The organism is Croceibacterium xixiisoli, assembly GCF_009827305.1.
In the GTDB taxonomy this organism is placed as follows: Bacteria; Pseudomonadota; Alphaproteobacteria; order Sphingomonadales; family Sphingomonadaceae; genus Croceibacterium_C; species Croceibacterium_C xixiisoli.
This window is the reverse complement of the sequence record NZ_WTYJ01000001.1, coordinates 207,297-233,077: the sequence shown is the minus strand read 5'-3', so window position 1 is coordinate 233,077 and position 25,781 is coordinate 207,297. Positions and strand designations below refer to the sequence as shown.

Sequence of the window (25,781 nt, the reverse complement as noted above, 5' to 3'; positions counted from 1 at the left end):
CCCGTCAGCGGCAGGCGATTGCGTCGCGACGTTCCAGCACCACCAGCGAATTGTCTTCCACCACGAAGCCGCGAAAGACCATTGTTCCGGCAAAGGACCGGATCGGGACATAGCCTGACTGGCAGGCATCGATGCGCCCTTCGGGATTGTCGGCATCGAACGCCGGGGCAAAGGCAACGATCACATCGGGCGTTTCGCGCATGATCGATTGCCAGGCATGGGCATTGGGAAAGGGTTCCCACGCAGCCCTGGTCGACCAGTCGACATAGGCCTGATCGGCAATTCCGTCGAAAGCATTGCCCGGCTGCCAGGGTTGCGCGGCAAAGGCCTTGAAGCCGAATGCGCTGATCCGGGCATCAGGATGGCTTGCGCGATAATCGGCAAGGAACAGCGCCAGTTCCCGCCCGGGCGAATAGACATGCCGTGCATCGAGTATCCCCGTCCTGGCGGTCTGCACGATCTGCAATGCCGCAATCACGGCGAAACCGATCATCGCATGGCGGCGCAGGGCGGCGACCGAAGCAGGCCAGGAAATCCACAGCGCGAACAGCGAAAACAGATAGAGCAGCCCGCTGTGCCAATAGTTGGCGTAGGTCGTGACCGAAAACAGCAGAAGGACACCGGTCACCCCGACGCAGAGCCAGCGATGGGGACCTCTGCCGACGAGGACGATCAAGGGGATAAGGCAGAAGGCCAGCACAAACAGCCCGGCCAGCGCCTCCACCGCAGACAGCTGCGTGGTTGGAGCAGAGGTCAGGGCCAGCCGATCCACATAGGCATAACGCAGATAGTTTAGCCCTTCGATCAAGGGACGGAAAATCCAGGCCTGCCCGGCCCGGACATAGTTGTTGTCCGCCGGCTGCCAGGCGCAGGCCAGGGCGAAGAGCCCGCACGCGACCGCGATGGCGAGCGCCTGCCAGCCGGTTAGGCCCTGCCGCCCGAACGGCAGGCGGTCAGCGCGATACAGGTGCCAGGCGAGTTCCAGCCCCAGCACCGCCGCAGCGAGAAAGCCGTGAGCGTTGAGATTGGCGATCAGGCCGATGACGAGCGCATAGCGCAGCGGTCTTTCGCTGCGCTGGGCAAAGAAGGCGGCAGCAAGCGGAATCAGCAGCAGATCCACCGTGTAACTGCGCGCGACGACCGAATATTGATAGGCGAAGAAATAGGAAAAGATGACCGCAAGGCGCATCCAGCCAGGAAAGGGCGCGCGCCACAACACCACCGCCGCCCCGGCGATGGCGAAGCCTGCCGGCAGCAGCTGAAACTGTGCATAGGGCAGGCCACAGCGGATCGCGATCCACAGGATGGCATGCCACAGCCCCGGCGTGCCTTCATAGCGAACCCGTTCAGCCAGCAGTTCGACCAGGCCGCTGTCTCTCGCCAGCAGCCAGGCCTGCGCTTCATCGAACCAGGGTTCGTGGCGAGCGCCAATCGCCAGCACCCAGGCGGCGAAGGCGACCAGCGCCGCGATCTTCCACCCCTGCGCCCAGTCCAGCGCCCAGCCATGCGCCTGGGCATCCGGGCGCCGGCCGGTGGCAGTTTCCGGCTGGGTGGATGATCGGGCGGTGACGATCATGAGATATATTTGAGCACGCGGATCACGCCCATCTTCGTCGCCTGCCGATGGGCGGACACATCGGCGCGGGCCGCTATTTCGGCGCGATTGCTGTCATAATAGCGATAGGCCTTGAGCAGCATTTCACCATTGGTGAGCGTAGGCTGCCAGCCGAGCACCTGCTTGATGCGACTGGTATCGAACACGAAGGACGAGGCGATCATGCGATAGTGGTAGGGCCCGAGCGGGGATATCCGCAGATGGTGGGCGATCTTCATCGCGGCGATCATCGGCGCCTTGGGCACGGCGGCCAGGCGGGACCGGCTACCCGTGCCATCGATCACATGCTGGAAGGTTTCCGCCATGGTCGGGACATTGTCCGACCCGATGCCGAACACATGCGAGCCGGGAACGTGGGCGGCGCGGATCATCGCGTTCAGCAGGTCGGCGGCGTAGATGAACTGGTAGCGATTGTCCCCCTTGCCCACCAGCCAGACGCGATTGCCGTCTGCAATGAATTCGAACAGGATCGCGAGCAGGCCCAGCCGCCCTTCATCAATGATCGTCGGGCAACGGATGGCAACCGTTTCGATCCGGTCACCCAGCGCGGCCAGCACGCGTTCGCCTTCCAGCTTGCTGACGCCATAGGCTTCGCATGGTTCGGGCTGTTCCAGATCGACCGGGCGATCAAAGCCCCGGCCCCAGAGGCAATTGCTCGACAGATAGACGATCTTGCGCACATGGGCGGCGGCGCTGGCCTGGGCCAGAACACGCGTCCCTTCCACATTGTGCGACATCATATCCGACGTGCTGATCGATCCGTGGGCCAGCAGCGCCGCGCAATGGAACACCGCATCGGGCGTGCCGGTGGCGTAGATGGCATCCAGCGTGGCGCGGTCGCGGATATCGCCGATGGTGGCGCGCAGGCGCGGATGCGACAGGCTGGTCGGCAGCAGATCGATGCTGGCGACATCATGCCCTTCATCCAGCAGGCGCGACACGAGCAAGGTGCCGACAAAGCCTGAACCGCCGGTAACCAGATAGAATGCCATTGCCTAATTCCCCTGAAAACATGGCGCCCGGTGGCGGACCCGCCGCACCGGCGGGCCACCCGGACAGGATCACGCGGTTGCCGGGGCCAGTCGAAACACCAGCCGGCGGCGGATCATCCAATTGGCCGCGAAGCTGGTGGCCACCGCGACGAGTTTGGTGAGCAGCAGATTGGCCTCCACCGCGGCACCGGCGCTGACGATGCCCGTGGTCAGGGCCAGCCCCGCGAAGGCGGACAGGACAAACAGCGCCTTCTGCCGGGTGCGGGCACGGCCGCGTTCCGCGACATCGCCGATGAACACCGCGCGGCTGGCGATCAGCCAATGCACAATGATGCCGAAGGAATAGGCCAGTGCGGAGGCGGCGCCAGCGGGCATGCCGCCGAACACCAAAGCGAAGAAAGCCGAGAGATCGGCCGCGAGAGCCACGCCGCTGGCGGCGACGTAGCGCAGGAAGGTGTCGGCCAGCAGCCGACGCGCCAGGGCGATCATCACGCGGCCTGGCGGGTGGTGTCTGCTGCTGCAATCCGTTCGGGCACGTCACGCACCGATGCGAGCGCGGCGGCCTGATCGGCGGTGACGGCGCGTGCGGCCGGCAGCGTGCGTTCAGCGCCTTCATCGCCGGCTTCATGATATTCGGCGTCTTCGTTCACGCACCAGGTGTCGTAGATCCGTTCGCCGGCGAGGATATTTTCCACCGTCAGCATCGCGGTCATCATCGCGTGATCCTGGTTGTTGTAGCGGTGCATGCCGTTGCGACCGACCAGATGCAGCGTCGGGTGCCGTTCTTCCAGTTCATGCCGCATGGCATCGACATTGGCGGCATAGGTTTCGTCATAGACCGGATAGGCCTTTTCCTGCCGCACGACCGCGCCGCCGATCACGTCTTTCGGATCGAGCAGGCCGAGGATTTCCATTTCCTGGGTGGCGAGAGCGACCAGAGCATCGTCGCTGCGCGACCACAGACCATCCCCTTCGAAACAGAAATATTCCAGGCCCACGCAGGCGACATCGGGATCGGGCACCATTTCGGGCGACCAGCTGCGGAAGTTCTGCACGCGGCCGACACTGACCTTCGAATCGTGGATGTAGATCCAGTTGTCCGGGAACAGATCGTCCGAACGGATCATCAGCGCCACAGTCAGGAAATCACGGTATTTGAGCTGGCTGGCATTGATTGTCGTGGCCGGAAGCGGATGCAGCCGGGCGGCCAGTTCGCGCATCGGGGCCGAACTGATCGCATGGGCGGCCTGGATCACGACATCACCATCGGGACCGGTCGCGGTCATGCGCCAGCCGCCCTGGCCATCGCTGGCGAGCTGTTTGAGTGCGTGGTTCATATGGACGCGCGATCCCGTCGCCTCCACCTTGTCGCGCGCGGCATCCCACATCATGCCCGGGCCCAGGCGCGGATAGCGGAAGCTTTCCAGCAGGGTCTTGACCGCCTGCCCGTCATTGGGCCGCTTGTTGAGACCGAGCGAACGCTTGAGGCCGTCGACCACGGCGCCCCAGAGCGAAAGCCCCTTGATGCGCTGCGCGGCCCAGTCGGCGCTCATTTCATTGCAGGGCATGCCCCAGACCTTCTCGGTATAGGTCTTGAAAAAGATCGAATAGAGTTTCTTGCCGAACTGGTTGCTGGTCCAGTCTTCGAAGCTTTTCACGTCCTTGATCGGGAAGAGCTTGCTCCACAGATAGCTGACCATGCAGGCGGTGGAGCGGAGCACGCCCAGATTGCCGAGCGCCTCGAACGCGCGCAGCGGGTAGGAATAGAATTTGCCTTCGTAATAGATGCGGCTCATCCGCGGGCGCTGGATGAAATCGTCGGGCAGGATCTCGTTCCAGAGATCGACCACCTGCTGGCTCTTGGAAAAGAAGCGGTGGCCGCCGATATCGAACCGATAACCTTCATGTTCGACCGTGCGGCTGATGCCGCCGACATAGGTGGCGTCTTTTTCGATGATCGCGACGGTCTTGCCCGCTTTGGTCAACAGATAGGCAGCGGTCAGCCCAGCCGGCCCCGCGCCGATAATGGCCACGTCAACAACCATCGAACCGCGCGTACCATTTGCCGAATCTGTCATGAAAGCCCCCGGAGATTTGTGATTTCCGGAGTAAAGGAAAATGGTTACCAGCCCCTTAAGTCACAGTGCTGGAAAGAAATATTCAGTGCTGGCGGCGATGAAGTGTATCGAGCAATTCTGCCAGTTGGGCCAGGGTGAAAGTGTTTTCGAAAACCAGTCCGTAATCCATTTCACGGCGCCAGCGAACAGTCGCGAACAGGCCGGGCAGCATCGGGCTTTCGATCCGGATCCGCTGCATGACGGCAAGATGTTCCGAACAGGTCAGCAGCGCGCCCTGTTGCGAGATATTGCCGATCTGCGCAGGCGCCGGGCGGCCGGCGATGACGGCGGTGACGGGAATATTCACATTGGCCCGCACCGGGCGCGCGGGATAGGGGCTGGGGCTGGCGATGAAACGGTCGATTTCCACCGGCATCAGGAAGCGGAAACCGGCCTTGCCTTCGTTTTCCCACACCAGTTGCAGCGGATGGCGATCGCCATTGGGCATTTCCAGCATCAGCGGCATGTTGGCCGGCAGGCGGTGAAACAGCTTTACCGCCACGCCGGTGGCGGAGGCATCGCGCAGCACGCAGAGGAATTCGCACCCATCGCCGATCAGCTTGGCGATGCGCAGCAGGAGCGCATATCGCGCCGCTCCACGCAGTTCCGCGCCGCTCAAAACGGGCGCCGGACCTGTCTCTGCTGGATGTTGCCCCACCATTTTTGCGCTGTCCGCCCTGCTGACGAAACGGCCTGATGCACGAATCGCTCTCTCCACCGGAGTAGGTCGATAAGGTTTAAAACCATTTAAGCCAATTTGCCGATAGCAAGTTTGGGCAAGGCTACGCCGGGCGGGCGTTCCTAAGCCGGTAGAAAACACCGCTTTCATCCTGGCCGGTCAATTCCAGAGTGCCTGAAATAATGATCGGATTTACTTCGTCCATCCGGATCGGGACCGATGAATAGACTTCGATGAATTGATTCGGCAGCGCATGGAGATGGAAGGGGCAACCGGGCGGATAGCCGAGCAGCACGAAATGTTTCTGCCGCGCGCCGTTTTCCAGCGGCATCATCCAGCCTGCCACCTTGATCTGCCGCCCGGACAAATTGCGTATCCCGGCGGGGAAGACCGGCCGGGTGTAGATGATCTTCGTGGATGGATCGGTGCGATCGTTGAGACGGGTGGATTCCAGCAGGCGCCAGGAGGTGCCGCCCGGCGGGGTGCGCGCGGGTTGCCAGGTGCCATCATGCGGGGCCTGCCCGCCATCCTGCATCGCCGGGGCCGGAGCGGCGGCGATGCAGGCGAATGTTGCGGCAAGCGCCAGTTGAACCAGTCGGGACATCATGTTTACCCTGCCTTTGCCAGCGTGGCGGCCAGATCGATCCGGAACACGCGGATCGCCGGGATCAGCGCGGCGAGCAGGCCGATCAGCAGCACCACGGCCAGGATCACCAGTTCGCCCGGATGCATCTGCCACGGTTGCAGGCCGATTTCGCCCAGCGCGGCAAAGCTGCCCATCGCCCCGGCGAGCGTGGCATGGCCCAGCGCGATGCCGACCAGCCCACCGATGCCGGCGGTCACCAGCCCTTCTACCATGACCGTGCCGAACACCCGCGCGCGGCTGGCGCCCATCACGCGCAGGAGCGCCAGATCGGCTTCGCGCGCGCTGGCGGCATTGAGCAGAGTGACGAAGATCGATAGGCCGCCGACCGCCGCCAGCAGCCAGGCGAACAGCCGCGCGCCATCGATCCCGACCCCAAGCAGGTTGAGCAGGCGCGCGGTTTCCACCGCCGGCACCGCTGCCTGCATATCGGTCTGACGGTTGATCATGGATGGCAGGCGAACCGCCCCGGCGGCCGAGCGATAGCGGACCAGCAGCGCGGTGACTTCGGGAAAGAGGCCGGCGTGACGCGAGGCGGCGGCTTCGGTTTCGTGATCGGGGTGATGGCCGTGTGCGTCATGATCGTGATCATGCGCGTCTTCTTCCTCATGCGCGATGCCGTGCACGTCCCATACCGATTCGATCGAGGTGAGGATCAGCCGGTCGATGACGGTGCCGGTGGGCTTGAGAATGCCGACCGTTTCGAACGGATGCGAATCGTGTTCACCGGCGCCCTCGCTGTCGGACAGACCATGGCTGCCGATGAATTTCTGCCCGAGACCGGCGCCCAGATTGCGGGCGGCATCGGCGCCGAGCACCACCTCCCCCTGACCCCCGAAGATTTTTCCTTCGGCCAGTTCGGCATTGTAGAGGCCCAGATAGGCCGGTTCGCTGCCGACGATGCGATAGCCGCGGAAATTGTCCCCCAGCGCCAGCGGCACAACCTGGCGCACGGCCGGATCGCGGCGGAGCATCTGCACACTTTCGAGCGGCACATTCCCGGTCGGCTGATCCATGTGATAGATGCTGGAAAGGATCAGCTGCAGCGGGGAACCCTTGGCCCCGACGACCAGATCGATCCCCTCCGCATTGCGCTGAATCCGGTCGGCCAGCTGGGTGGAGGCGAGCAGCAGGATCACCAGTGTCGCCACCGCCAGCGCCAGCAGCAGGATGTTGAGACCAGTCACCAGCCGGCGATCGTTCATATAGGCAAAGGCGAGCTTGAGCATCAGGCAGCCTCCGCCATGGTGGCCAGATCGAGCGAGCGCGGGATGAACTGGCGCAGGCGCTGGTCATGGGTGGCGATCAGCAGCGTGGTGCCTTGTGCCCGTGCGGTATCGATCAGCAACTGGGCGATGCGCTGCGCATTGGCATCGTCGAGCGCGCTGGTGGGTTCATCCGCCACCATCAGATCGGGCCGGCCAACCAGCGCCCGGGCGATCGCCGCGCGTTGTGCCTGACCATGGCTGAGCTGGCGCGGCTTGGCATCGGCGCGGTGGGCGATGCCGAGAATATCGAGCAGCTGGTCGATCGCGGCATCATCGGTGCGCCCGCTGCCGAGCTGCTGCGCCATACGCAGATTGTTGCGGATGCTGAGCGCGGAGACGAGCCGCAGCGTTTGAAATATGATGCCCACGCGGCGCCGGCGCAGATCATCGCGTGCGGCGCCGTCGATGCCGGTCATCGCCTCCCCCCCGATGCGGATTTCGCCCGAATCGGGGGTCAGCAGACCGGTGACCAGATTGATCAGCGTGCTCTTGCCCGAACCCGACGGGCCGAGCAGCAACAGATGTTCGCCCGGTTCGACGGAGAAACTCAGATCGCTGAGGATCCGGTCAGACCCATAGGCCTTGGAGATTGCGCTAACATCGAGAACGGCGGTCATTGCGTATCGGCACCTGTGAGCTGCGGGTGGCCCGGGCGCCGGCTCGGACAGCGGCGACCCATTCGCGCGCATGTAACAATATATCCTAGACCTGCACAACCCTGCCCGCCGTGTCGCGGCATTTTCACGGAATCCGGCAGCATTCGCAGGGGCAGCCCGGCAATTTGATGGATTTCGCTACGGATCGACATTGATCGCCGGGGGGCTGCGCCCGATAATTTGCCCCGCCCGCATCCGGGCCAGGACAATTCGGGGACATCAGGTGAACGATCGATCGGAACATGTTCATGCGCGCTAAGGCGATCATGCTGGCCCTGTTCGTTGCCGCCATGCTGACATCCCCCGTGCAGGCGCAGCGCGCCGCCGGATTGCGGCCGGCAGAAACCGTCTGGCGCCCGGCCGCAACGCCGCCGGGTGGGGTTTCCTGGGCGCTGCTGGAATCGACCGAGGAAATCACCCAGGAACGGTCTGGCCTGATCTATTCCAAGCCGCGTTTCCCCGCCCAGGTGCGGGCCTTGGCGGGCAGGACGATCAAGGTCAGCGGCTATATGCTGCCGCTGCAGAGTGGCGCGCGGCAGAGCCATTTCGTGCTGCTGGCCTATCCGCCGGATTGCCCGTTCCACCTGAATCCAGCGCCCGATCAATTCATCGAAATCCGCGTGTCCCGCCCGGTCGGGGTCGACGAAACCAGCGTGCGTACCTTTGAAGGAAAGCTGGTGCTGTCCGGCGCGGATGAGAGCGGCGTATTCTACAAGATGGTTGAAGGACGCGAGATATGAAGCCTGTGACATCCATCCAGGGCCGCGCCAGGCGGCTGGCCATGATCGCCGCCGCAGGGCTGGCGGTGGTGGCCGCCCCGGCACTTGCCTGCGACCAGCATGACGAGGCGGTCTACAAATTCCTCGGCTTCCTGAATTACGGCGGCATGACCCCGGAACAAAAGGCCGAGGCGACCCAGCGCGCGATCGACGAATTCCACGCCGATCAGATCGCCCGGTCCAAGCAGCAGTTCCTGCGCCGTTTCACCCCCGACGCGCAGGAACCGATCGTCACCGCCAGTCGCGAAAGCTGATCGGCGCCGTAACGGCCGGTCAGCCCGACATATGCGCGCGGGCGAGATCTTCGAGCTGATGTGCCCATTGCGCCAGCGTCAACGGCGCATTGCGATCACGATGGCGATCAAGCTGGTGATCGATGAGGGGCCGCCAATCTGCCGGCAGGCAGGTGGTGCCCGCATAGGCGCCGCAGACCGCCGCCGCGAGCGCCGCGATGGTATCCGCATCGGAGCCGAGACGGCCGGCAATATCGATGGCGTGGGCTGGATCACCCTGCACGAAATCGGCAATGGCAATGGCGGAAGGAATGACATTGCCGCAATCGCCATCGGCGCCCGGCAGGCCCGCAAGCCCATCCACCAGCTTCTGGACTGAAAGGCTGGCCGCAGCGAGCGCGCGGGCAGCAGCAATCCGCCCGCCGATGCCCTGCGCATCGCCCCCAATGCCGCGCGTGGCGCCTGCAGCGGCACCGGCCAGGGCCGCCTGCATGACATCGCCCCAGGCATCGCCACGGATCGCCACCGCAATCGCCCAGACCACCGCGCTCGCGCCTGAAATGGCCAGGCTGGTGACATGGACCGGCCAGCCAGCCGCCTCCACCAAAGTGGTCGTTTCGGCAATGTCGAGCTGAGCCAGGCCGGCAAAGACGCCGATCGGCGCCAGCCGCATGGCCACGCTGTCGGCAACGCCCGTTTTGCCGATCACGTCGACCGCTTCCCCCTGTTCGCGCGTTTGCAGCGCACGGCGGGTGCCCGGACCGGCAGCCAGCGGATCGCTGCCGCCCATCGACATGAAAAAGTCGTTGAGGCTGTTCGCCACCTGATCGCGCGTGTCGCCCTGCTGCGGCGAGCAGGCATCATCGCCCTGCGTCCCCGGCGCCATCTCCTTGCGCCAGACGGGCATCCACACGAAGGAATTCAGCATGCCCAGCGTTTCGCCAGTGGCGGCGCCCGCCAGTGCCCCCAGAACACGATCGTGCTGACCGGCCCCCGGCGGGACAGCGCGGCGCGCCTGTTCCACCGGCCAGGCGCCCCAATGCAGCGATGCCTCGGCCGCTGCGCGGGCGGCCTCTTTCCCGGCCTCGACCGGCGTCTTGCCATCGATCATGGCGGCCATGAAGATGGCCGCAAAGGCATCATCCGCCCCCGTGGCATCAATCACCGTGACGGCCTTGGCCGGAATGAAGCTGTCCCGCCCGGCCACCGTGACCACCGCACCGGCCGCGCCCCTGGTCATGCAGGTGATCGTGGCGGTGACCGGATGGCCGGCATCGGCACTGGCGGCTATCTGCGCCGCATTGCCGACGCGCATGTACCATTGCTGGCGCGCAAGCGCCGGCGGGGCGGCGCCGAACAGGCTGCAGCGAATGCCGCGCTGGCTTGCCGCCCGCAGCAGATCATCGGCCCAATCGCCCCAGACGGGCGCGATGATGACATCGCTGATACCGTCGAGCAGGCCATCCATATCACCGATTTCGGCGATCGCGTTCCGGTTCGACCAAGTGGAGCGACCCGCATGGCCAGACAGGATCACGCCGTTGGGGATGACCTGATCGATCGACGGGCACAGCCGGGTATCGACACCCGCATCGGCCAGATCAGCAAACATCGCGGTCGCGCGATCATCGCGCGGAACGGGATGCCAGAGCCGGACATCATGGCCATAGCGCACCATGCGCAAGGCAGCGATGAGCGCCGCGCCACCCCTGGCCCAATCCGCCCGCGCCGCTGGCGGGATGGCATTGCCATGCAAAGCCGGCAGGCGATCCGCCACACCGACGAGGTCGAGCAGGGCAGCATTGCCCGCGACGAGAATGGTCATGCGCGGCCTCCTCCGTTCTTATGGATCATTGACTAATTAACTTGTGTTAAAGTTGTCAATCAATCACTTACGGAAGTCAGGCCGCAACAATCCGGTGCCGATCGTTTGATACAGTCAAATACAGAATTGCCAGTGGTCTTTCGGCGCCATTGGCAATTGGGGGTCAGAAGCCCTGCTGCACCTCTGGATCCTGTCGTGGTGGCAACTGGACCATGACCCGCAGCGGGAGCAGCATACCCCGGGGCGGGGGCTGATCGAGCGAGCGCCCGGCCAGCAGCGTGTGGCAATCCGCATTCGCCTGCGCATGGGCGAAGGGCGCATGCTCGATGCGCGATACGATTCCCGCCGGATCGATCCAGATCTTGAGCAGCAGCGGTGCGGTCGGCTGTGCCGGGTCGCTGCGCATCGCATCGAGATAGGTGCGCAGCCGCACGGCCGGTTCGCTATCCGCCTCGATCCAGCCGATGACCGCGCGGGTCACATGATCGGCATAGGCGAGCCATGCGGCCGGCGCCTGTTCCGGGCTGATCGACTGGGCAGCGGCGGGCATGGCGATGGTCGCCGTGCCGCCCACGATGCCCGACAGGATTTTCAACCCCAGACGCCCCAGCGAAAAACGCGAACCGGCCATGCCCTTCCCCCTCAGTTTGCGGCGGGCGTCTGCTGCGGCAGGCGTTCGCGTTCGAAAGTGATGGTCTGGACTTTCGCATCGAGCGCGCGCACCACATCGGCCGTCAGATCATTGGCAAAATTGCCGCCCAGCGCGACCCCGCGATCGAACAGCAGGCCGCATTCCTTTGCGGTATAGACCTGCGCGATCAAAGGCTGTGCATCATTGGCGATCCGTTCCAGCGCCTTGGCGCGGGTGGCCTCGATTTCCTGGCTGACATGCGCGGCATTGGCTTGCAGCGCGTTCCAGCGGGCGGCCAGCGCCTCTCTCTTCTGCCGGTTTTCGGCATTGTCCGGCTGCCCTTCCAGCGCCTTGGCTTCCGCCTCTATCGCAGGACGCTGGCCATCGATTTCCGCCTGCGCCGTGCGGGTCAGTTCATTGAGACGAGCCGAGGCTGCCTTGCCGACTGCGGCATTGGCGAAGATCGCTTCGCGCGAGAGCAGGCAGAGGCCCGGAACGACCGGCCCGCCCAGCGGCTGGGCGGCAGGTGCCGGGGAAGCCGCTGCGCCGCCAATTGTCTGTGCGGCAAGGGGCGCGGCAGCGAGCATGGTGGAAACAAGCGCAGAAGCGATGAGGATACGGGGGAACATGCGATCAGGCCTTTATCAGTGAAGGTGGGTGGAGGTTGGCGCGGCCGAAGCAGCATCAGATGACATGGGCGTGACCGGTGTGGCCGGATCGGCCAGGCCGGCCTGGCGGCTGAGCAGCAGACCGAAGCGTTCGAGCGAGGCGAGATGAAAGTGCACCAGCGCCAGCCACCCCCGACGATGCCAGTCGAGCACCACATCATCGGCAAGGTTTGCGAATTTTTCGGCATCGACCACCTGGAATCCGTCCAGCCCGAGCTTGCGCCCGTCCGGCAGGGTGGCATCCGCCCGACGATCGATCAGCAGATTTTGTGCCTTGAGCGCATCGAGGAAAGCGGCGGTCGCGGCGGCTTCGGCCTGGAAGGCGTCGCAAAAGGCGAGCGCCTGGCTGGTCAGTTCGCTGGGTTTTCCTTCCACAAACAGCGGCGTGCCGTCGCTGCCATTCTGCAACACGCGGTCCGAGCCGCTGTCGATCGCGAGGGCAAAGCCATCGGGATTGATCGTGGCGACGAAGGCGAAGGGATAGCGCCGGACATAGGCGGGCACATAGGCATCGGGCAGCCAGCGACCGCCCTGCACGAACAGATTGCGTCGTTCCAGCCCGAGCACGGCCACCGGCTGCGCGCTGTCGGCCGCGAACACGATCGGGTAGCTGCGAGCAGCCGCCGCCAGTTCGCCCACCACCAGCGGGACGAAGGGCGTGGTTTCGGCAAAACCGGCATCGCCATCGGCCAGCCGCCAATCGGCATGGAGTTGCGAATTCAGAGGCTGAAGCGCCTGATAAAACAGGGGTTGCAAGGGTGCGCCGGCGGGCGCGGTCGAAGCGGGTGTATCCGCCATGATGGGTATGCTCCAATATGATGATGGGTCGGGATGGCGGGCCGCAATCCTGTGGCGCCGCCATCCCGGTAAAACGGTGTCCAGCCGATCAGGGCTGTTCGCCAAATCCGATGAAGCGGGCCTGGACGATGGTGGGCAGGTCAACGCGAGCCTGGGGCCGGGTCCGTTCCGCCAGCTGCGCCGCCTGGTTTGCCACCGCCGTGCTGGCCGCGCTGGCCGAAGTCAGCGCCCCGGTGTTGACGGCTGCCACCACCGGAATGCCGGTTGCTTCGCCCTGGACCTGGATATTAGCGGCATTGAGCACCTGCAGCGCGGCCAGGTTGATATTGCCGGACACGCGGATGCCCGCTTCGCCTGCGTCGATCGTGCCGAGCGGAGCGATCAGATCGATATCGCCCGGGGCAACCTCCGCAATCGGGTTGAGCGTACCGATCCCGGCGCCGGACGACGGTACCTGCGGGGCGAGGCGGACATTGCCATAGGCGTCATAGGTGCGCAGCGGCGGGGTATAGAGCACGGTGGTCTTGGCACCCCGCCCGGCGTTGATGTCCCCTTCTTCAGACCAGCTGAAGATGTCCCCGCCGAATGTCGTCAGGATGCGCGACAGGCCCAGCAGCAGGCTGCCTTCGCTGAACAGGCGGATATCGCCCACGCCCTGGGTGACGATGCCCGCGGTGGCCGGCGGCACATTGCCCTGCACGCCGACCACGATCTGCCCACCGGGCGCCATCATTTCAACATGGCCGCCGAAATTGGTCCGCACGCCGGAACCGCCGAACATCAGGATATCGCCGGTGCGGACAATCTCTGCACCATCGGCATCCTTGTCCGGGAACAGGGTGCCGATCATTTCCCGCCCGCGCAGATAGCTGCCGAAACGCGGACTGTCCGGATTGTTGTATTCGCGGCCGGCCAGGCGGGTTTCGGTGTAATAGACTTCACGCAGGAACACGCGCTGCTGTTCCGGGGCAAGGGCATCGAAATAGGCCAGCGCCTTTTCGCCCGTGCCCGCAAAGCCATAGCGATCCTTCAGCCAGACGCCGAGCTCGGCATCATAGACCTTGGCAACCTTGCCCGATCCTTCGAGCGGGGGCATCTGCCCATCGGGATTGGCGACCAGCAGATTGGCCGGATCGAGATAACGCGTGCGGATCGCGCCCCAATCCACCCCATTGGCCATGCCGGCCATCATGCTGATGGATGCGCCGGGGCGGGTATCACCTATGAAGATCGGGCCAAGGCTGGTGACCGATGCAACATCTTCCATCACGATGCTGCGCCCGGCGGTGATTTCCAGAGTGCCTGGGCCGGCAATGTTGAAGGAACTGAAGCGAATGTCGCGGCCAGCCTGAACCATCGACACGTCGGTCGCATCATTGTGGACGAACAGATTGCTGGTGGTGGTGGCGCCGGCCTGCCCGATCGAGGACGGCAGGCGAAGTGCTTCACCCAATGGGCTGCCGCTGTTCACGATGTCGCGGCCAGCCTTCATCCAGACCGGCCGTGCGCCTTCATAGATGGTCAGGCCGCGCACCGGATAATCCAGGATTTCGCCTGTGCGCAGCCCGATGATGTCCCCGTCACGGGCATAGAAGCGCGCCGGCCCCTCGGCGCCGGGCGTATTGCCGCCCGCCGTGTTGTAGCCATAGCCGAACAGGCTGAACGAGGCAGACCCTGCCAGGGCGCTCAGGCCCGGACCAAACGTATGGAAATAGCCTTCGTAGAAACCATAGATGGACATGCCCGGATTGAACGGCGTCACCAGGCTGTTCATGTCTGCGCCCGACGGCGTGATCGTGTAGCCGCCGGCATTGATCGAATCCGCCGCCAGGATTTCGAGTTGCCCCTTCCGGCCGGGCGCCAGCATCAGCGAATACAGCGTGGTGTTCGCGGTGTCCGGCCCACCCTGACCATTATCGACATAGATGCTGCCGCCCGCCGCCGTGGCGCGGAAGATCGACGGATAGAGGAAACGCCCGTCGGTCGGCTCGACGCCGGTGCCACCACTGGGATTTCCACCGAATTCCATCGCCGCCATCGCGGCGAGCGGCCGCAAATTGCCACCGGCCGAGAAGATGTCGACCGCCGTGCTGTCAGTCCACAGGCTGAACCAGTTGCTGGCGCCGCCGGTGCCTGTGAATCGGGCACCGCCGGGCATGACCAGATCATAAGCGCTGGCGTTGCGCTGCGTGCCGCGCCCGCCATCCACCACGCTGCCCAGCACCAGATCGCCGCGCGTGCTGACCCGGACCGTAGCGTCGCCGGGCGCCAGCACGATGCCCCCGCCATTGGTCGCTGCCGGCGGAATGAGAGGTATGTGGTTGGGATTGAGGTCTTCCAGGTTCGCGCTGGGCGTAATTCCTCCGACAGCCTGGGCATCCAGCCGTACGGTGCCGCGCATATTCACGATCGTTCCCAGCAGATCCTGGCGTACACCGAATGTCCGCGCCTCCACAGAGGGGTTGATGGTCCCGCCGATCCGGATATCCATGTCGCCGCCGCCAGTCTGGATCAATTCGCCATCGATGACCCGTCCGGTCGCGCCCACGGCCAGCACCAGGCCCTGACTGCGCGTAGCTTCCCCATAAAGCATGGAGCCCTGCTTCGCGATCGTCCCGGCATCCCCCGCAACGTGGACGGCCAGATTGCCGCCACCCAGCGTGCCGAAACCGGTGAAGCCCACGACGGAGGAAGCCGAAGCACCGGTGCTGGCATAGGTGCCGAAATTGATCCACCAGGCGGTCGGCGCGCCGAGCCCCTGCACGCTCGACTGGCGCCACAACCAGTTGCCGATCTCGATCCCGGCAAACTGTTCGCTGCCGACCCCGGCGGAGGTGCGCTTGCGCCCCATCAGATCGCCGGTCAGATCGCCGCCCACAGTCAGGCTGACATTGCCGCCGCCATCAGGATACCAGGCGCGGTAGAGGCTCTCTTCTCCACCATCCACGTATTTCTCGAAACCTGCCCCCAACAGGATACTGGTGACCGATGAGGTTCCGCGCGGCATGTCCAGACCGGCTGCCCGACTATCGGCAAGGCTGATCGTGGATGTGCCCGCCGTATAGACGCCGAACAGCGAGCGGACCGACAGATCGCCCGCACTGACGAGTTCGAGATCGCCCGTGCCGGTGCGCAGCACGCTCAGCGCGGCTTGGGCAGGCGTGTAATCATAGGTAATCGGGCCACTGGCCCCGGCTTCGCAATGGGTGGGGTCCATGGCGCACATGTCAGCAAAGCTGACGCCCAGGAGATCGGCGAAGACCGCACCATATTCGGCCAGCAACCGTGCATCGAGCTCAACCTCGGTCAGCCCCGCCAGCGACGGATCGCCGATCCAGTACATCGCGCCGGCTTCGCTGAAGATCGGTGCGCCGCCGCCTGCGCCCGCCTGACAATGGGTGGGGTTTTGCGCGCACATATCGGCGAAGGACATACCCAGCAGGTCCTGAACGTTGGCGCCGTATTCGCTCAGCAACCGTGCATCGAGTTCAGCCTCCGTCAGGCCCGCCAGCGACGGATCGCCGATCCAGTACATCGCTCCTTCCTCGGTAAAGATCGGCACGCCACCGCCGCCGCCTGCGCAATAGGTGGGGTTCTGCGCACACATGTCGGAAAACGACATGCCCATCAGATCTGCGAAGTTGGCGCCATATTCGCTCAGCAGGCGAGCATCCACTTCGGATTCCGTCAGCCCGGCGAACGAGGGATCGCCGATCAGGTTCATGGCCCCTTCCTCGGTAAACAACCGCTCCCCACCACCGGCGGCGCGCTTGCCGTTCATGCCGAAATGGGCATCGGCCAGCACCAGATTGCCATGGGCAGCGAAGGGATCGACCCGGCGGCTGTCGGCCGCGCCCAGATCGGCGCCGGCGACCAGGCGCAGGTTCCAGCTCTGCGACCCTTCGGGCAGCATCTGGGCCAGCGCATAGCTCTTGCCGCCGCCTGCGGGCCGCAGGTCCACCTTGTCCACACCCGCACCCAGTTCCAGCCAGGCGCCGGCCGGAATGACGCCGCCCATTGGCAGGGTGACGCTTTCTGCCAGGTGGACGATGTCCAGATCGCGGTTCTGCACGAAAGACCCCAGATGCGGCAGCGGAACGTTCTTGGCCCATTCGATCTGCCCCAGCGGCGTCGGCCCGGTCAGCAGGAAACCTGCCCCCAGCGTCATGCCCGCCGTCAGCGTGGTCGCTTCTGCCACACGGCTGCCAGCGGCATAGGCCAGGCTGCCGTCAGCATTGAAGATATCGCCGGACAGAACGGTATTCGCCGGCAGAGTGACATCGCCCGTCAGCGCGGCCGACGATGGCAGGCGCGTGCCGGCTGCCATGACCATCGGCTGCAGCGTCACGCCATAGTTGAGCGTATCGCCCGCCTTGAAGCGCGAACCCGGGTGCAGGGTGATGCCCGCACGCGGCACAACCACCGGCGTGTTGAACATTTGTTCGCCCGGCAGCAGCACCCAGCCGCCTTCTTCCGGCATGGCATCGGGCGGCGGAGCGAAGCCATCGGTGACCGATCCATACAGGGTCAGGTTGCCGCCCGACCGCAGCACCAGAGAACCTGCTTCTCCCGAACCGACCACGCCGTCGATATGGACGAAATTGGGGTTCACCCCGCGATAGCGATAGGCTGACAGATCGATATCGCCGCTGATCACCAGATCGCCCGAACTGGCCACCTCCACCGTGGGCCGCAGGTGGAAGGCATCGCGATAGGTCGCATTGTTGAGCCCGGCGAGCTTGCCGTTCATCAGTGAACCATTGGCGAGGGCGGCATCGATGAAGGCCGTGCTTTCTGCATGGCGCTGATCCATCCAGCCTTCGTTGATGTAGTGATAAGGACGGTCATCGACCGTCGGTTCCCTGCCGATCAGCAGATCGCCGTCACCATAGCTGCGCACAGCATTGACCGCGATCGACCGCGCACCCACGATCGTCAGCGCCCCGGCGGCGTCGATCGCGATATCTCGGGCGCCCAGACGCGGGGCATTGAGTTCCAGCGTACCACGATCCTTGCCGTCATGCTGGCCCTTTCCGGTGCCGACAGCTACCCCGGTGCCGTGGCGCAGATCGAACCGAGCGCCCGACGCCAGGGTCAGCGTACCATTGCCTGAACCCAGTTCTATGATGGCGCGGTTGGGGCTGTTGATGATCCGGCCATAGCTGTCCACGCGCAGCAGGCTGCCATGCGCATCCAGCTGTGCATTGCCGCCGATGGTCAGGCCATCGGCAGCATAGAGGCGAATGCTACCCACCTGCAGCCCGCTGGCGTCCACCTTGCCCGTAACCGTCAGGGCCCCGCCGTCGAGTGATACGCTGATGTCGCGCGCCTTCAGCTCATCGCCGACGACCAGATCACCCTGCTTGATCTGGAATGCGCGGCCGCCGAAGACCTCGCCTTCGTTCAAACGGGTGTTGAGGGCGGCGAAATCGCCGAGGCTCTGCGCGCGCAAATCCACCGCGCCACCCTGATAGGGGACCATGGTGCCGCCTGCATCATATTCGCCGCTGCTGCTGCCGAGAACCTGGCCCTGCAGATCGATGAGCCCGGCCGAACCGTGCAGCGCGGTCGCCCGCAGGACGCCGGCGTTGTTGTTGCGGGCCGACAGGTCAATGACCGAACCCGATCCCTGCAGAATATCGCCCGATCGGCTTTCGAGAACAACCTCACCGCCCCAGCTGTAACGCTTCACATCATCAAAGGGGATTTCCCGCCCGGCCAGGTCGATCTGCGCCCGATCGGTCAGGACCAGATCGTTTTCGGCCGCCAGGGTCAGCCGGCCCGAGGGCAGGGCAATGGTGGTATCGACCGTCAGCGTCTGGCCACGGACGGACAGGGTGCCGCCCAGATCACTGATGGAAGCCGCCGTGCCCGAACCGGTCAGATGCACCGCGCCCCCTGCCGTGATGGCATTGCTGGCACCCGCATTGCTGGTGATGAGCGGGGCGGTGATGGTGAGATTGCCGCCCGAATAGGCAAAGCCGGTTTCCGGTGCATAGGCGCCCTGGGCCTGATAGACAGAGAGCGTGCCCGAATGGTTGGCGGTAACGCGATCACTCGCCGTCAGATTGACGGCGGAGAAGCCCAGCGCCAGCCGATCATGCTTCGCGGTCGAGATGACAGCGTCGGGGCCAAAGCCGAACTCGATCCGTTCCGCCTCCACATTGAACAGGCCGCTGCCCGTACCTGCTCCACCGGTAATGATAGCCGGGGTCGGATTGGTGGAGCCGTTCCAGATGAAATTTCCGGTGCGGATCGTTGCCACATCGCTGGCGCTGCCGTGGCCATAAATGCCGCCGCTGGTCATAACCAGATTGGCCAGCAACGATTTGCCAGTGGTTGCATCGATCGTATCGAGCGTGACCGTGCCGTAGAAATTGATCGATCCGCTGGCGGTCAGCACCAGTGTTTCCAGCGCGGGCGCGCCGGTGCTGGTATCACCCTGCAGCAGGCGTTCCAGCACGCTCTGACTCAGGTTCAGGCCGGCTGGCATCACGCCTGTCGCCTGCGCTGCAGCCAGCGATGTTTCGGTGCCGATATTGATACCGCCCATCGCCAGCGTCAGGCTGCGCGTGCCGTAGCGGACGGCATTGTCGAAATTGAACGCCTTGTTGGTGGCAGAAACGATGCTGCCTTCGGAATAGAGCTGGGTAACCCCGTCGCAGACGGACAGGCAGGTGCCGATGTCGATCCGCCCCGGTCCGAAGCCATTGCTACCATCGTCCGGGGTAATGAAGGTCAGATAGCTGTTGGAAACGGCAAAGGTTGCAGCTTGAAGGGGCCGATAGATGAAACCATCGCGCGCATCCTGCCCCGCGCTGCCCTTGCCCAGCGTGTTCAGCACCGCACCCTGTTCGACAGTGATGACGTTTTCCTGGAAACCGTTGATCAGGAAAATGTCGCTGGCCATCAACGTCGCACTGCTGCGCACGATCAGATCGCGCGTGGAAGAGCGGATATCCACGATATTGCCCTGCACGGTGCCGGTGGCCCCTGTGGTCAGCTTTGGCGGGCCGTAATTACGAACGGTGGTGCCGCCGATCATCAGGCGGCCGGCATTCATCGCATTGATCGCCGCATCATCCAGCGTCACCCCGTCGAAATCCACCGTCGGCCCGTTGCCGGCCTTCACGATCTCGACCGATCCGGAACTGGGGCGGAGCGTGACCTGGCCCAGCCAGCCACCCTTTTCCGGTGTGTTGCGAAGTTCGCCTTCGAAGGAGAGAGCCGGGCGATCGGTGTGGTTCTTCGCGAAGGTCAGAGACAGATTCTGCACGTCGATCGGCAGGCTGATGCGCGGCATGCCCAACCGCGCCGCATCGGCGACGGCGAAATCGTGATAGCTGGTTTCGTTATAGAGCGAATAGCTGCGCACCACATCGGCAGGGGTCACGATCACCTGCCGGCTCAGCGCTTCCCGCACATTCGTGCCGGCGGTTCCCAGATGGCCGGTAACGATATGCGATCCGTTCTTCAGGTCGACAGCCGGCAGCGCAGTGCCGCGCGGATTGGCCGACGGGGCGATCTCCACGCGGAAGGCGCCTTTCTGCAGGGCAAAGGTCGACGGCATCAATGTGTAGGTGCCCGCCGGCAGGCCCGGCACACCGGCATCGAGCGTGATCTGCTGCCCGATCATCGGATCGCCTGCGCCAGCCTCCGGCGCGGAGGGCGCGATGCCGGAATGGGACGGCACCAGCGCATAGACACTGCTGCCCGAAACGCTGGACGGGAAAGCGGGATTGGCATCGACCAGCGCATGCTTGAGCACATCGATCGAACCGCCGCGCCCGCTGACAAAACCCGCGCCGGTGAGTTCGCCGCCGCCGGAGACGTCGATCACCGCGCCTTCGGCAACCGCGATGCTCTGCCCTGCGATCTCCAGTTCGGCGCGAAAGCCGCTGAGGCCGAGCAGCGTTTCGCTGAGCGGCGTGCCGTCGTAGTCATAGCGGATGCCGTCAACCGTGCCGCCATAGGGCATGATGAGGCCCTTGCCGCTGATCGAGGTGACGCTGCCGGGCAGGAAATCGACTTCCACCGCTGGATTTTCGGTGCCCGTGCGACCGATCTGCAGTGCACCGAGCGGCGCGCGTACGATGCCGCCCTGTTCAATCGTGCGCCCATCGAGCCAGAGCAGGCCGAAGGCGGAATGAGGCAGTACAGGGACGACATCAGTGCTGCGGCCGATCCGAATGGTGTCCGCGACGAGTTCCGTCTGCGCGTGGGTCGCAGGGTAGACCTGCGCGCTGGACAGGATGAGATTGTGCGCCGTCACCAGGCGCGTGGCATTGGTGTTGGCCCCCGCCAGCAGGCGGATGTCCCCGCTGCTGTTCAGTGTGATATCGGCGAAATCACGCCGATCATAGGCAAACGCGCCCGTCGTGCGGTTGAGCGTGCCATTCGCGCCGAAGCTCATGCGGTCGCGCAGATCGATCAGCCCGCCGTTCAGCGTCAGGCTGGCGGCGGTCGGACGGGACGAAGTGCCCGCGATCTGCACGGCCACGACACCGATCAGATCGGTACCGATTTGCGGCACGCCCCCCAGACGCAGATAGGGCGCTGTGATGGAAATGCGGCCGTCCGCATCCGCCGCCTCACCCAGAGCCAGCGACAGCGCGTAGATATTGGCACTCTGCCCAAGCGTGATATCCATGCTTTCGGCAAAGCTGACCTGCCCCATGACGGCCAGGCCAAGGCTGCCGAAGCCGCCGGCTTCGATCTGATCCACCGCCAGCGCACCATGCCCGTAGACCAGACCATCAGCCGCTTCGCGTGCGGTCATGGTGCCGAACAAATCCAGATCTTCCCGGACATTGGTCAGGATCAGTTCCCGCGGCACGACCATCCGGTCGACTGGCCGATTGCGATCCATCAATGTGGTGCCCAGCGACAAGTCGAGCGTGCCGCCCGCTGCACCCGCGCCGCCGGCCGCCGCCCTGACATCTCCATGCAGATAGAGGCCGAGCACGGAACCCAGGGAGATCGTGCCGCCGTCGCTGGCGACCGTGGTCCCCGGCCGCCCATCGAGATCGAGCACCGCCTGTGCGCCCGATGCATCCAGCAATGCCCCCTCGCGGATCACGACAAAGGCCGATCCGCCCCCTGGGCTGCCTATGGAATGATCGATCGCCCCGCCGATCATGATGTTGCCGCCCTTGCCGACATGTCCGTAACGCCGGCCCTGTACATCGACGGCAGTCACGGCCCGGGCCGCGACATCGAGCACGGCATTTTCACCGATCCACAGCGAACGACCATGGGCGGGCACATCCGCCGGTCCGCCCGCTTCCTGCGACAGAATGCCCCTCTGCGTGATGGAGATATCTCCACCCCAGGCGTTCAGGCGGCCATCCATCTCGATATAGCCAGGCCCGCTGAGGGCAATCTCCTGCCCGGCATCGACACTGACCACCGCGCCAGTGCCGATGGACACGCGAATATCCTCCACGTCGGCAAGCGATCGCAGCGTGTCGCCGGTGCGCAGCGTCAGCGATGCGCCGCCGCGTTGGGTGAGCACGCCGGATTCCGGGTTTTCCAGATAAAGCGGTGGAGTCCACAGCTCCAGAGCCGCAGCCGGATCGCTGCCGCTCGCCAGGACGCGGCCGTCTACGCCAAGCCGGTAGACTGGCATGGTCACATCGATGACAGCCCCATCTGCCACGGAAATACCCTGGTCGCCCACGATCTCGTAATGGCCAAAACCACTGGAAAACAGCGCATTGCTGACCACCAGCGTCGTGTCGGATGCACCTTCGCCTGTTCCCAGGCTGATGCGTCCCGACTGCAGCAGCAGCGTACCGCCCCCTGTAACGCCGTACCCGTGGATCTTGCCACCCAGTGTCAGCCGGCCGTCCCGGGTGTAGCCGCCGCTCAGAATGCCGGCCTCCAGCGACAGATCGCCACCCCGGCCGCCCCGTACACTGCCATCGGGCAGCAAGCCGCCACCCGATGAAACATCCACAACAGACGCTTCGTCAAGCGTGACATCCTGCGTCGAACGCAGGGTGACGGAGCCCCCATCGAGATATCCGAAGCCGGAAAATGGCGCTGCAGCATCGATGTTGGCATCGGTCAGCGCATTGACCCATTGGCCGCGTGTATCGATCAGGCTGCCTGCGCCGATGGTGATGCCAGCCACACCCTCGTCCAGCAATTCCACGGCCGGGATCGAGGCCTGCGAGGTTGAAAAGATATTGGATACGGAAACGGAGCCGCCGCGTGCGACGACGCTGCCATCCAGATGGAATGTCGGCGCCGTGATATCGAGCGCCCCGCCATCGCCGAGCACGAGGTCCCCCGTGATGGTGACCGCGCCGCGCGTGCCGATGGAAAGGCCGCCCAGCCTTTGTGCGCTGAGATGATCGCCATCGAGCGTGATGCGATTGAGAAGATCCTCCGACAGGGCAGCACCCGTTTCCAGCGCCAGAGCGAGGGGAGGAGCCTCTCCAATGGTGATGAGGCTGTCGAACAGATCAGTCCGGCCCAGCGCGGTATATCCGCCTATTGCGAGGGTACCGGCCTTGGCGACGGTATGCTGGCCGAGCTTGTATCCATCGGTGACGCCATCTTCGCGGACCAGGGTCTGGCGCTCGCCATTGATGGTCTGGGCGAGGATATCGGCTTCGAGGATGACGGTCGGGGCCGAGAGGATGAGTTGGCCGGCGTCGCGACCGACGCTGTAGCCTTCGGACCATCGGCGGGAAGAGCGTGCGCCGCCGAGCGGGTGGGACCAGACCTGGGTATAGGCGGTGCCCCAGCGGGTGTGGTTGCGCACGAAGGCATCGCCCCAGGCAAGCATCCTGACCCAGGCGGGGGCGGTGGCAATGTCGTAGAGCTTGCCGTCTTCGCCGAGCACGCGGGTGGAGTTGACCCAGCCAGCGGCATAATCGAGGCTGCCGCCCGAGATATCGAAGCTGGCACCCTGATGGGCGACCACTTCGCTGGCGGCGAGCGTGATGGTGCCGCCCACGGCCGCCCATTCGCCGATGCCGTGAGACATATTGGCGAGATAGCCGCCAACCTCGAGCAGGCCACCGCCGGTGTACCAGCGATCGCCGTCATAATCGCCCGTGCCATCGGGCAGGAGGACGAGGTCGCGCACATCGAGCCAGATGTTCTGGCTGCGCAGATTCTCGCTGTCGCGATTGACCGGGCTGTCGCGCATCTCATTGCCCTGGACGTTGACCATGATGGAGTTGGATTCCATGTCCAGCGCCACGCCCATCACGCCCGAGACATCGATCCGTGCACCATCGGCCACGGTGATCCGCCCGGCATTGGCCTGCACGGCCACCTGACCGCCCTGGGCGCTGGTGCTGGAACCGCCGGCGAACAGCACATCGCCGCCGGTGACGATCTCGATGCGGCTCTGGTCGAGCCGGTCGGCCAGCAGCGATCGATCGTCGAACCCGCCATTGGTGGTGGTGGGGCGGTTGAGATTGGCGGTGTTGCTCTGCGCGATCAGCGCATCGCGCTGGCCGTTGAGCGCAGTATCCTTGGCTTCGAGTTCGGGCAGGATGGTGGTGAGGCTGTTGGCGCCCAGCGTGACCGAGCCCTGCGTGTCAGACGCACTGTTGAGCAGATGGATCGTGCCGCGCTGATTGACCCCGGTGGTGGCCAGCGCCACGCCGTCCTGGCGGATGGTGCGGCCGGCCAGCGTGATATCGCCCTGGGTGGCCTCGATCAGGCCGCTGTTGGTGACGGTTCCGCTGACAGAGCCGGCATCGATCAGCCCGCGCACCTCATTGCCGCGGGTGGTGGAATAGGGGTTTTCTGCCGTGCCGAAGCCCCGGCGGACAAGGAAGTCATCCCCGGCCGAGAGCAGGGTCTGCCCCTTGGGCGTGGTGATGGCGCCGGCATTGGTAACCTGGCTGCCCATCAGCAGCACATAGCCGCCGCCCTGGGTGGCGCTGGTGGGCGCATGGGTCGTGATCTGGGCGCCGGCCTCGACCGTGATCGCACCGCCCGCATCGGTGAAGCTGGGCAGATATTCGGTGCCCGAGAGCTGGGAGTAGATCCCGCGATCGAGGAAGGCGGCATCGGTGATACTGGCGCTGGAGGCGACCAGATTGCGGACATTGACGGCGGCCGTGCCGCCGAACAGCACGCCGTTCTGGTTGAGGATCAGCACGGTGCCTTTGGCATTGATGCTGCCGTGGATTTGGCTGGCATCGGCATCGCGCACACGGTTGAGCACGACCCAGTCGGCACTCTGCTGATTGAAGGAGAGATCGGTCTCGCGCCCGACGTTGAAGCTGTCCCAGGTCAGGATGGCCTTGCTCTCGCTCTGTTCGACCGTGACCTTGGTGCGCCCGCCTTCGCCCGCGCTCTGGGTGGGACCATTGGCGCCGACCCACAGGCTGGGATCGATCTCGATCTCGGGCGCGGCCTGGAGCCCGCCCTGGCCGATGCCATTGGGAACCAGGTTCATCGCTGCCTGGGCGGCGATACGGGCCTGGACCTGGGCATCCTGCATCTGGGTGCGGGTTTGCGCGGCGCGGCGCAGGGCATCGAGCGCGCGCTGGGTGGAGCTGTTGGTCTGCGCCTGGCGCACGGCCTGGTCCTGCGCGGCGCGGGCAACCGCAGCGGCCGGATCGGCGCCCGCGCCGCGCCCGCGCCCCCAGCCTGCGGCAGCCCGGTCCTGCGCCTGGGCCACGCCCTGGGCCACACCGGTCAGCAGCAGGGCGGAGAGCGAGGCACCGATGAGAAGCTTGGTGCGGATAGTGCGGTTGTCGGTCATCGGTCGTTCTCCGGCAGGCGGGCACGCGCGGCCGTCACGGGCTGGCGCGTCGCATCATGTTCAAAAGGAAGGTCTGGGTGGGGACGGCACCACGCGGCGGACGGGCCGCGCGCGTGGTGGTCTGAAGAATGTCTCAAGCAG

Annotated in this window: 15 protein-coding genes; 2 read left to right on the top strand and 13 right to left on the bottom strand. The window is 64.8% G+C overall.

Features of this window, described 5'->3' with window-relative positions; genetic code table 11:
• Positions 1-4: 4 nt before the first annotated feature.
• The 8 genes from GRI97_RS01135 to GRI97_RS01100 all read right to left on the bottom strand — a co-directional run bounded on the left by GRI97_RS01135 (position 5) and on the right by GRI97_RS01100 (position 7,931).
• Positions 5-1,576, bottom strand: a complete 1,572-nt coding sequence (locus tag GRI97_RS01135; RefSeq protein ID WP_161389316.1) for a hypothetical protein — start codon at positions 1,574-1,576, stop codon at positions 5-7.
• Positions 1,573-2,607 carry an NAD-dependent epimerase/dehydratase family protein gene (locus GRI97_RS01130; RefSeq protein ID WP_161389315.1) on the bottom strand — a complete coding sequence of 345 codons (1,035 nt, stop codon included), beginning with the start codon at positions 2,605-2,607 and terminating at the stop codon, positions 1,573-1,575. Before GRI97_RS01130 ends, GRI97_RS01135 begins: the two co-directional genes overlap by 4 nt.
• 69 nt (positions 2,608-2,676) lie before the next feature.
• Positions 2,677-3,096 carry a GtrA family protein gene (locus tag GRI97_RS01125; protein ID WP_161389314.1) on the bottom strand — a complete coding sequence of 140 codons (420 nt, stop codon included), beginning with the start codon at positions 3,094-3,096 and terminating at the stop codon, positions 2,677-2,679.
• The gene (locus GRI97_RS01120; protein ID WP_161389313.1) at positions 3,096-4,685 is read right to left on the bottom strand and encodes an NAD(P)/FAD-dependent oxidoreductase; all 1,590 of its coding nucleotides are present in this window, start codon (positions 4,683-4,685) and stop codon (positions 3,096-3,098) included. The genes GRI97_RS01125 and GRI97_RS01120 overlap by 1 nt, the downstream gene beginning before the upstream one ends.
• 82 nt (positions 4,686-4,767) lie before the next feature.
• Positions 4,768-5,343, bottom strand: a complete 576-nt coding sequence (locus tag GRI97_RS01115; protein ID WP_161389312.1) for a PilZ domain-containing protein — start codon at positions 5,341-5,343, stop codon at positions 4,768-4,770.
• 163 nt (positions 5,344-5,506) lie between these two features.
• Entirely contained in the window at positions 5,507-6,007 is a 501-nt protein-coding gene (locus GRI97_RS01110; RefSeq protein WP_202392542.1) for a DUF3299 domain-containing protein, read from the bottom strand.
• Positions 6,008-6,012: 5 nt separating this feature from the next.
• Positions 6,013-7,275: an ABC transporter permease gene (locus GRI97_RS01105; protein WP_161389311.1), complete on the bottom strand. Its 1,263-nt coding sequence runs from the start codon at positions 7,273-7,275 to the stop codon at positions 6,013-6,015.
• Positions 7,275-7,931, bottom strand: coding sequence for an ABC transporter ATP-binding protein (locus GRI97_RS01100; RefSeq protein ID WP_161389310.1), 657 nt, complete (start codon positions 7,929-7,931; stop codon positions 7,275-7,277). Before GRI97_RS01100 ends, GRI97_RS01105 begins: the two co-directional genes overlap by 1 nt.
• Positions 7,932-8,212: 281 nt before the next feature.
• On the opposite strand from GRI97_RS01100, the gene GRI97_RS01095 reads away from it, so the two are divergent.
• Positions 8,213-8,710, top strand: coding sequence for a DUF3299 domain-containing protein (locus tag GRI97_RS01095; protein ID WP_235917562.1), 498 nt, complete (start codon positions 8,213-8,215; stop codon positions 8,708-8,710).
• A complete protein-coding gene (locus tag GRI97_RS01090) occupies positions 8,707-9,003 on the top strand; it encodes a hypothetical protein (protein ID WP_161389309.1) in 297 nt (98 codons plus the stop codon). The genes GRI97_RS01095 and GRI97_RS01090 overlap by 4 nt, the downstream gene beginning before the upstream one ends.
• 19 nt (positions 9,004-9,022) lie before the next feature.
• Here GRI97_RS01090 and GRI97_RS01085 read toward each other — a convergent pair whose 3' ends face one another.
• From GRI97_RS01085 to GRI97_RS01065, 5 genes are all read right to left on the bottom strand, one after another.
• Positions 9,023-10,807 carry a PfkB family carbohydrate kinase gene (locus GRI97_RS01085; protein WP_161389308.1) on the bottom strand — a complete coding sequence of 595 codons (1,785 nt, stop codon included), beginning with the start codon at positions 10,805-10,807 and terminating at the stop codon, positions 9,023-9,025.
• A gap of 163 nt (positions 10,808-10,970) precedes the next feature.
• Positions 10,971-11,438, bottom strand: a complete 468-nt coding sequence (locus tag GRI97_RS01080) for a hypothetical protein (protein ID WP_161389307.1) — start codon at positions 11,436-11,438, stop codon at positions 10,971-10,973.
• A gap of 11 nt (positions 11,439-11,449) precedes the next feature.
• Positions 11,450-12,067: an OmpH family outer membrane protein gene (locus tag GRI97_RS01075; protein WP_161389306.1), complete on the bottom strand. Its 618-nt coding sequence runs from the start codon at positions 12,065-12,067 to the stop codon at positions 11,450-11,452.
• Positions 12,068-12,082: 15 nt separating this feature from the next.
• Positions 12,083-12,904 carry a SapC family protein gene (locus GRI97_RS01070; RefSeq protein WP_161389305.1) on the bottom strand — a complete coding sequence of 274 codons (822 nt, stop codon included), beginning with the start codon at positions 12,902-12,904 and terminating at the stop codon, positions 12,083-12,085.
• Between the two features lie 88 nt (positions 12,905-12,992).
• Entirely contained in the window at positions 12,993-25,640 is a 12,648-nt protein-coding gene (locus GRI97_RS01065; protein WP_161389304.1) for a filamentous haemagglutinin family protein, read from the bottom strand.
• Between the last annotated feature and the right edge of the window lie 141 nt (positions 25,641-25,781).

Coding starts and splice junctions, on each gene's coding strand:
- GRI97_RS01135 (WP_161389316.1), bottom strand. CDS start 1,576: ATGATCGTCACCGCCCGATCATCCACCCAGCCGGAAACTGCCACCGGC.
- GRI97_RS01130 (WP_161389315.1), bottom strand. CDS start 2,607: ATGGCATTCTATCTGGTTACCGGCGGTTCAGGCTTTGTCGGCACCTTG.
- GRI97_RS01125 (WP_161389314.1), bottom strand. CDS start 3,096: ATGATCGCCCTGGCGCGTCGGCTGCTGGCCGACACCTTCCTGCGCTAC.
- GRI97_RS01120 (WP_161389313.1), bottom strand. CDS start 4,685: ATGACAGATTCGGCAAATGGTACGCGCGGTTCGATGGTTGTTGACGTG.
- GRI97_RS01110 (WP_202392542.1), bottom strand. CDS start 6,007: ATGTCCCGACTGGTTCAACTGGCGCTTGCCGCAACATTCGCCTGCATC.
- GRI97_RS01105 (WP_161389311.1), bottom strand. CDS start 7,275: ATGCTCAAGCTCGCCTTTGCCTATATGAACGATCGCCGGCTGGTGACT.
- GRI97_RS01100 (WP_161389310.1), bottom strand. CDS start 7,931: ATGACCGCCGTTCTCGATGTTAGCGCAATCTCCAAGGCCTATGGGTCT.
- GRI97_RS01095 (WP_235917562.1), top strand. CDS start 8,213: ATGTTCATGCGCGCTAAGGCGATCATGCTGGCCCTGTTCGTTGCCGCC.
- GRI97_RS01090 (WP_161389309.1), top strand. CDS start 8,707: ATGAAGCCTGTGACATCCATCCAGGGCCGCGCCAGGCGGCTGGCCATG.
- GRI97_RS01085 (WP_161389308.1), bottom strand. CDS start 10,807: ATGACCATTCTCGTCGCGGGCAATGCTGCCCTGCTCGACCTCGTCGGT.
- GRI97_RS01080 (WP_161389307.1), bottom strand. CDS start 11,438: ATGGCCGGTTCGCGTTTTTCGCTGGGGCGTCTGGGGTTGAAAATCCTG.
- GRI97_RS01075 (WP_161389306.1), bottom strand. CDS start 12,067: ATGTTCCCCCGTATCCTCATCGCTTCTGCGCTTGTTTCCACCATGCTC.
- GRI97_RS01070 (WP_161389305.1), bottom strand. CDS start 12,904: ATGGCGGATACACCCGCTTCGACCGCGCCCGCCGGCGCACCCTTGCAA.
- GRI97_RS01065 (WP_161389304.1), bottom strand. CDS start 25,640: ATGACCGACAACCGCACTATCCGCACCAAGCTTCTCATCGGTGCCTCG.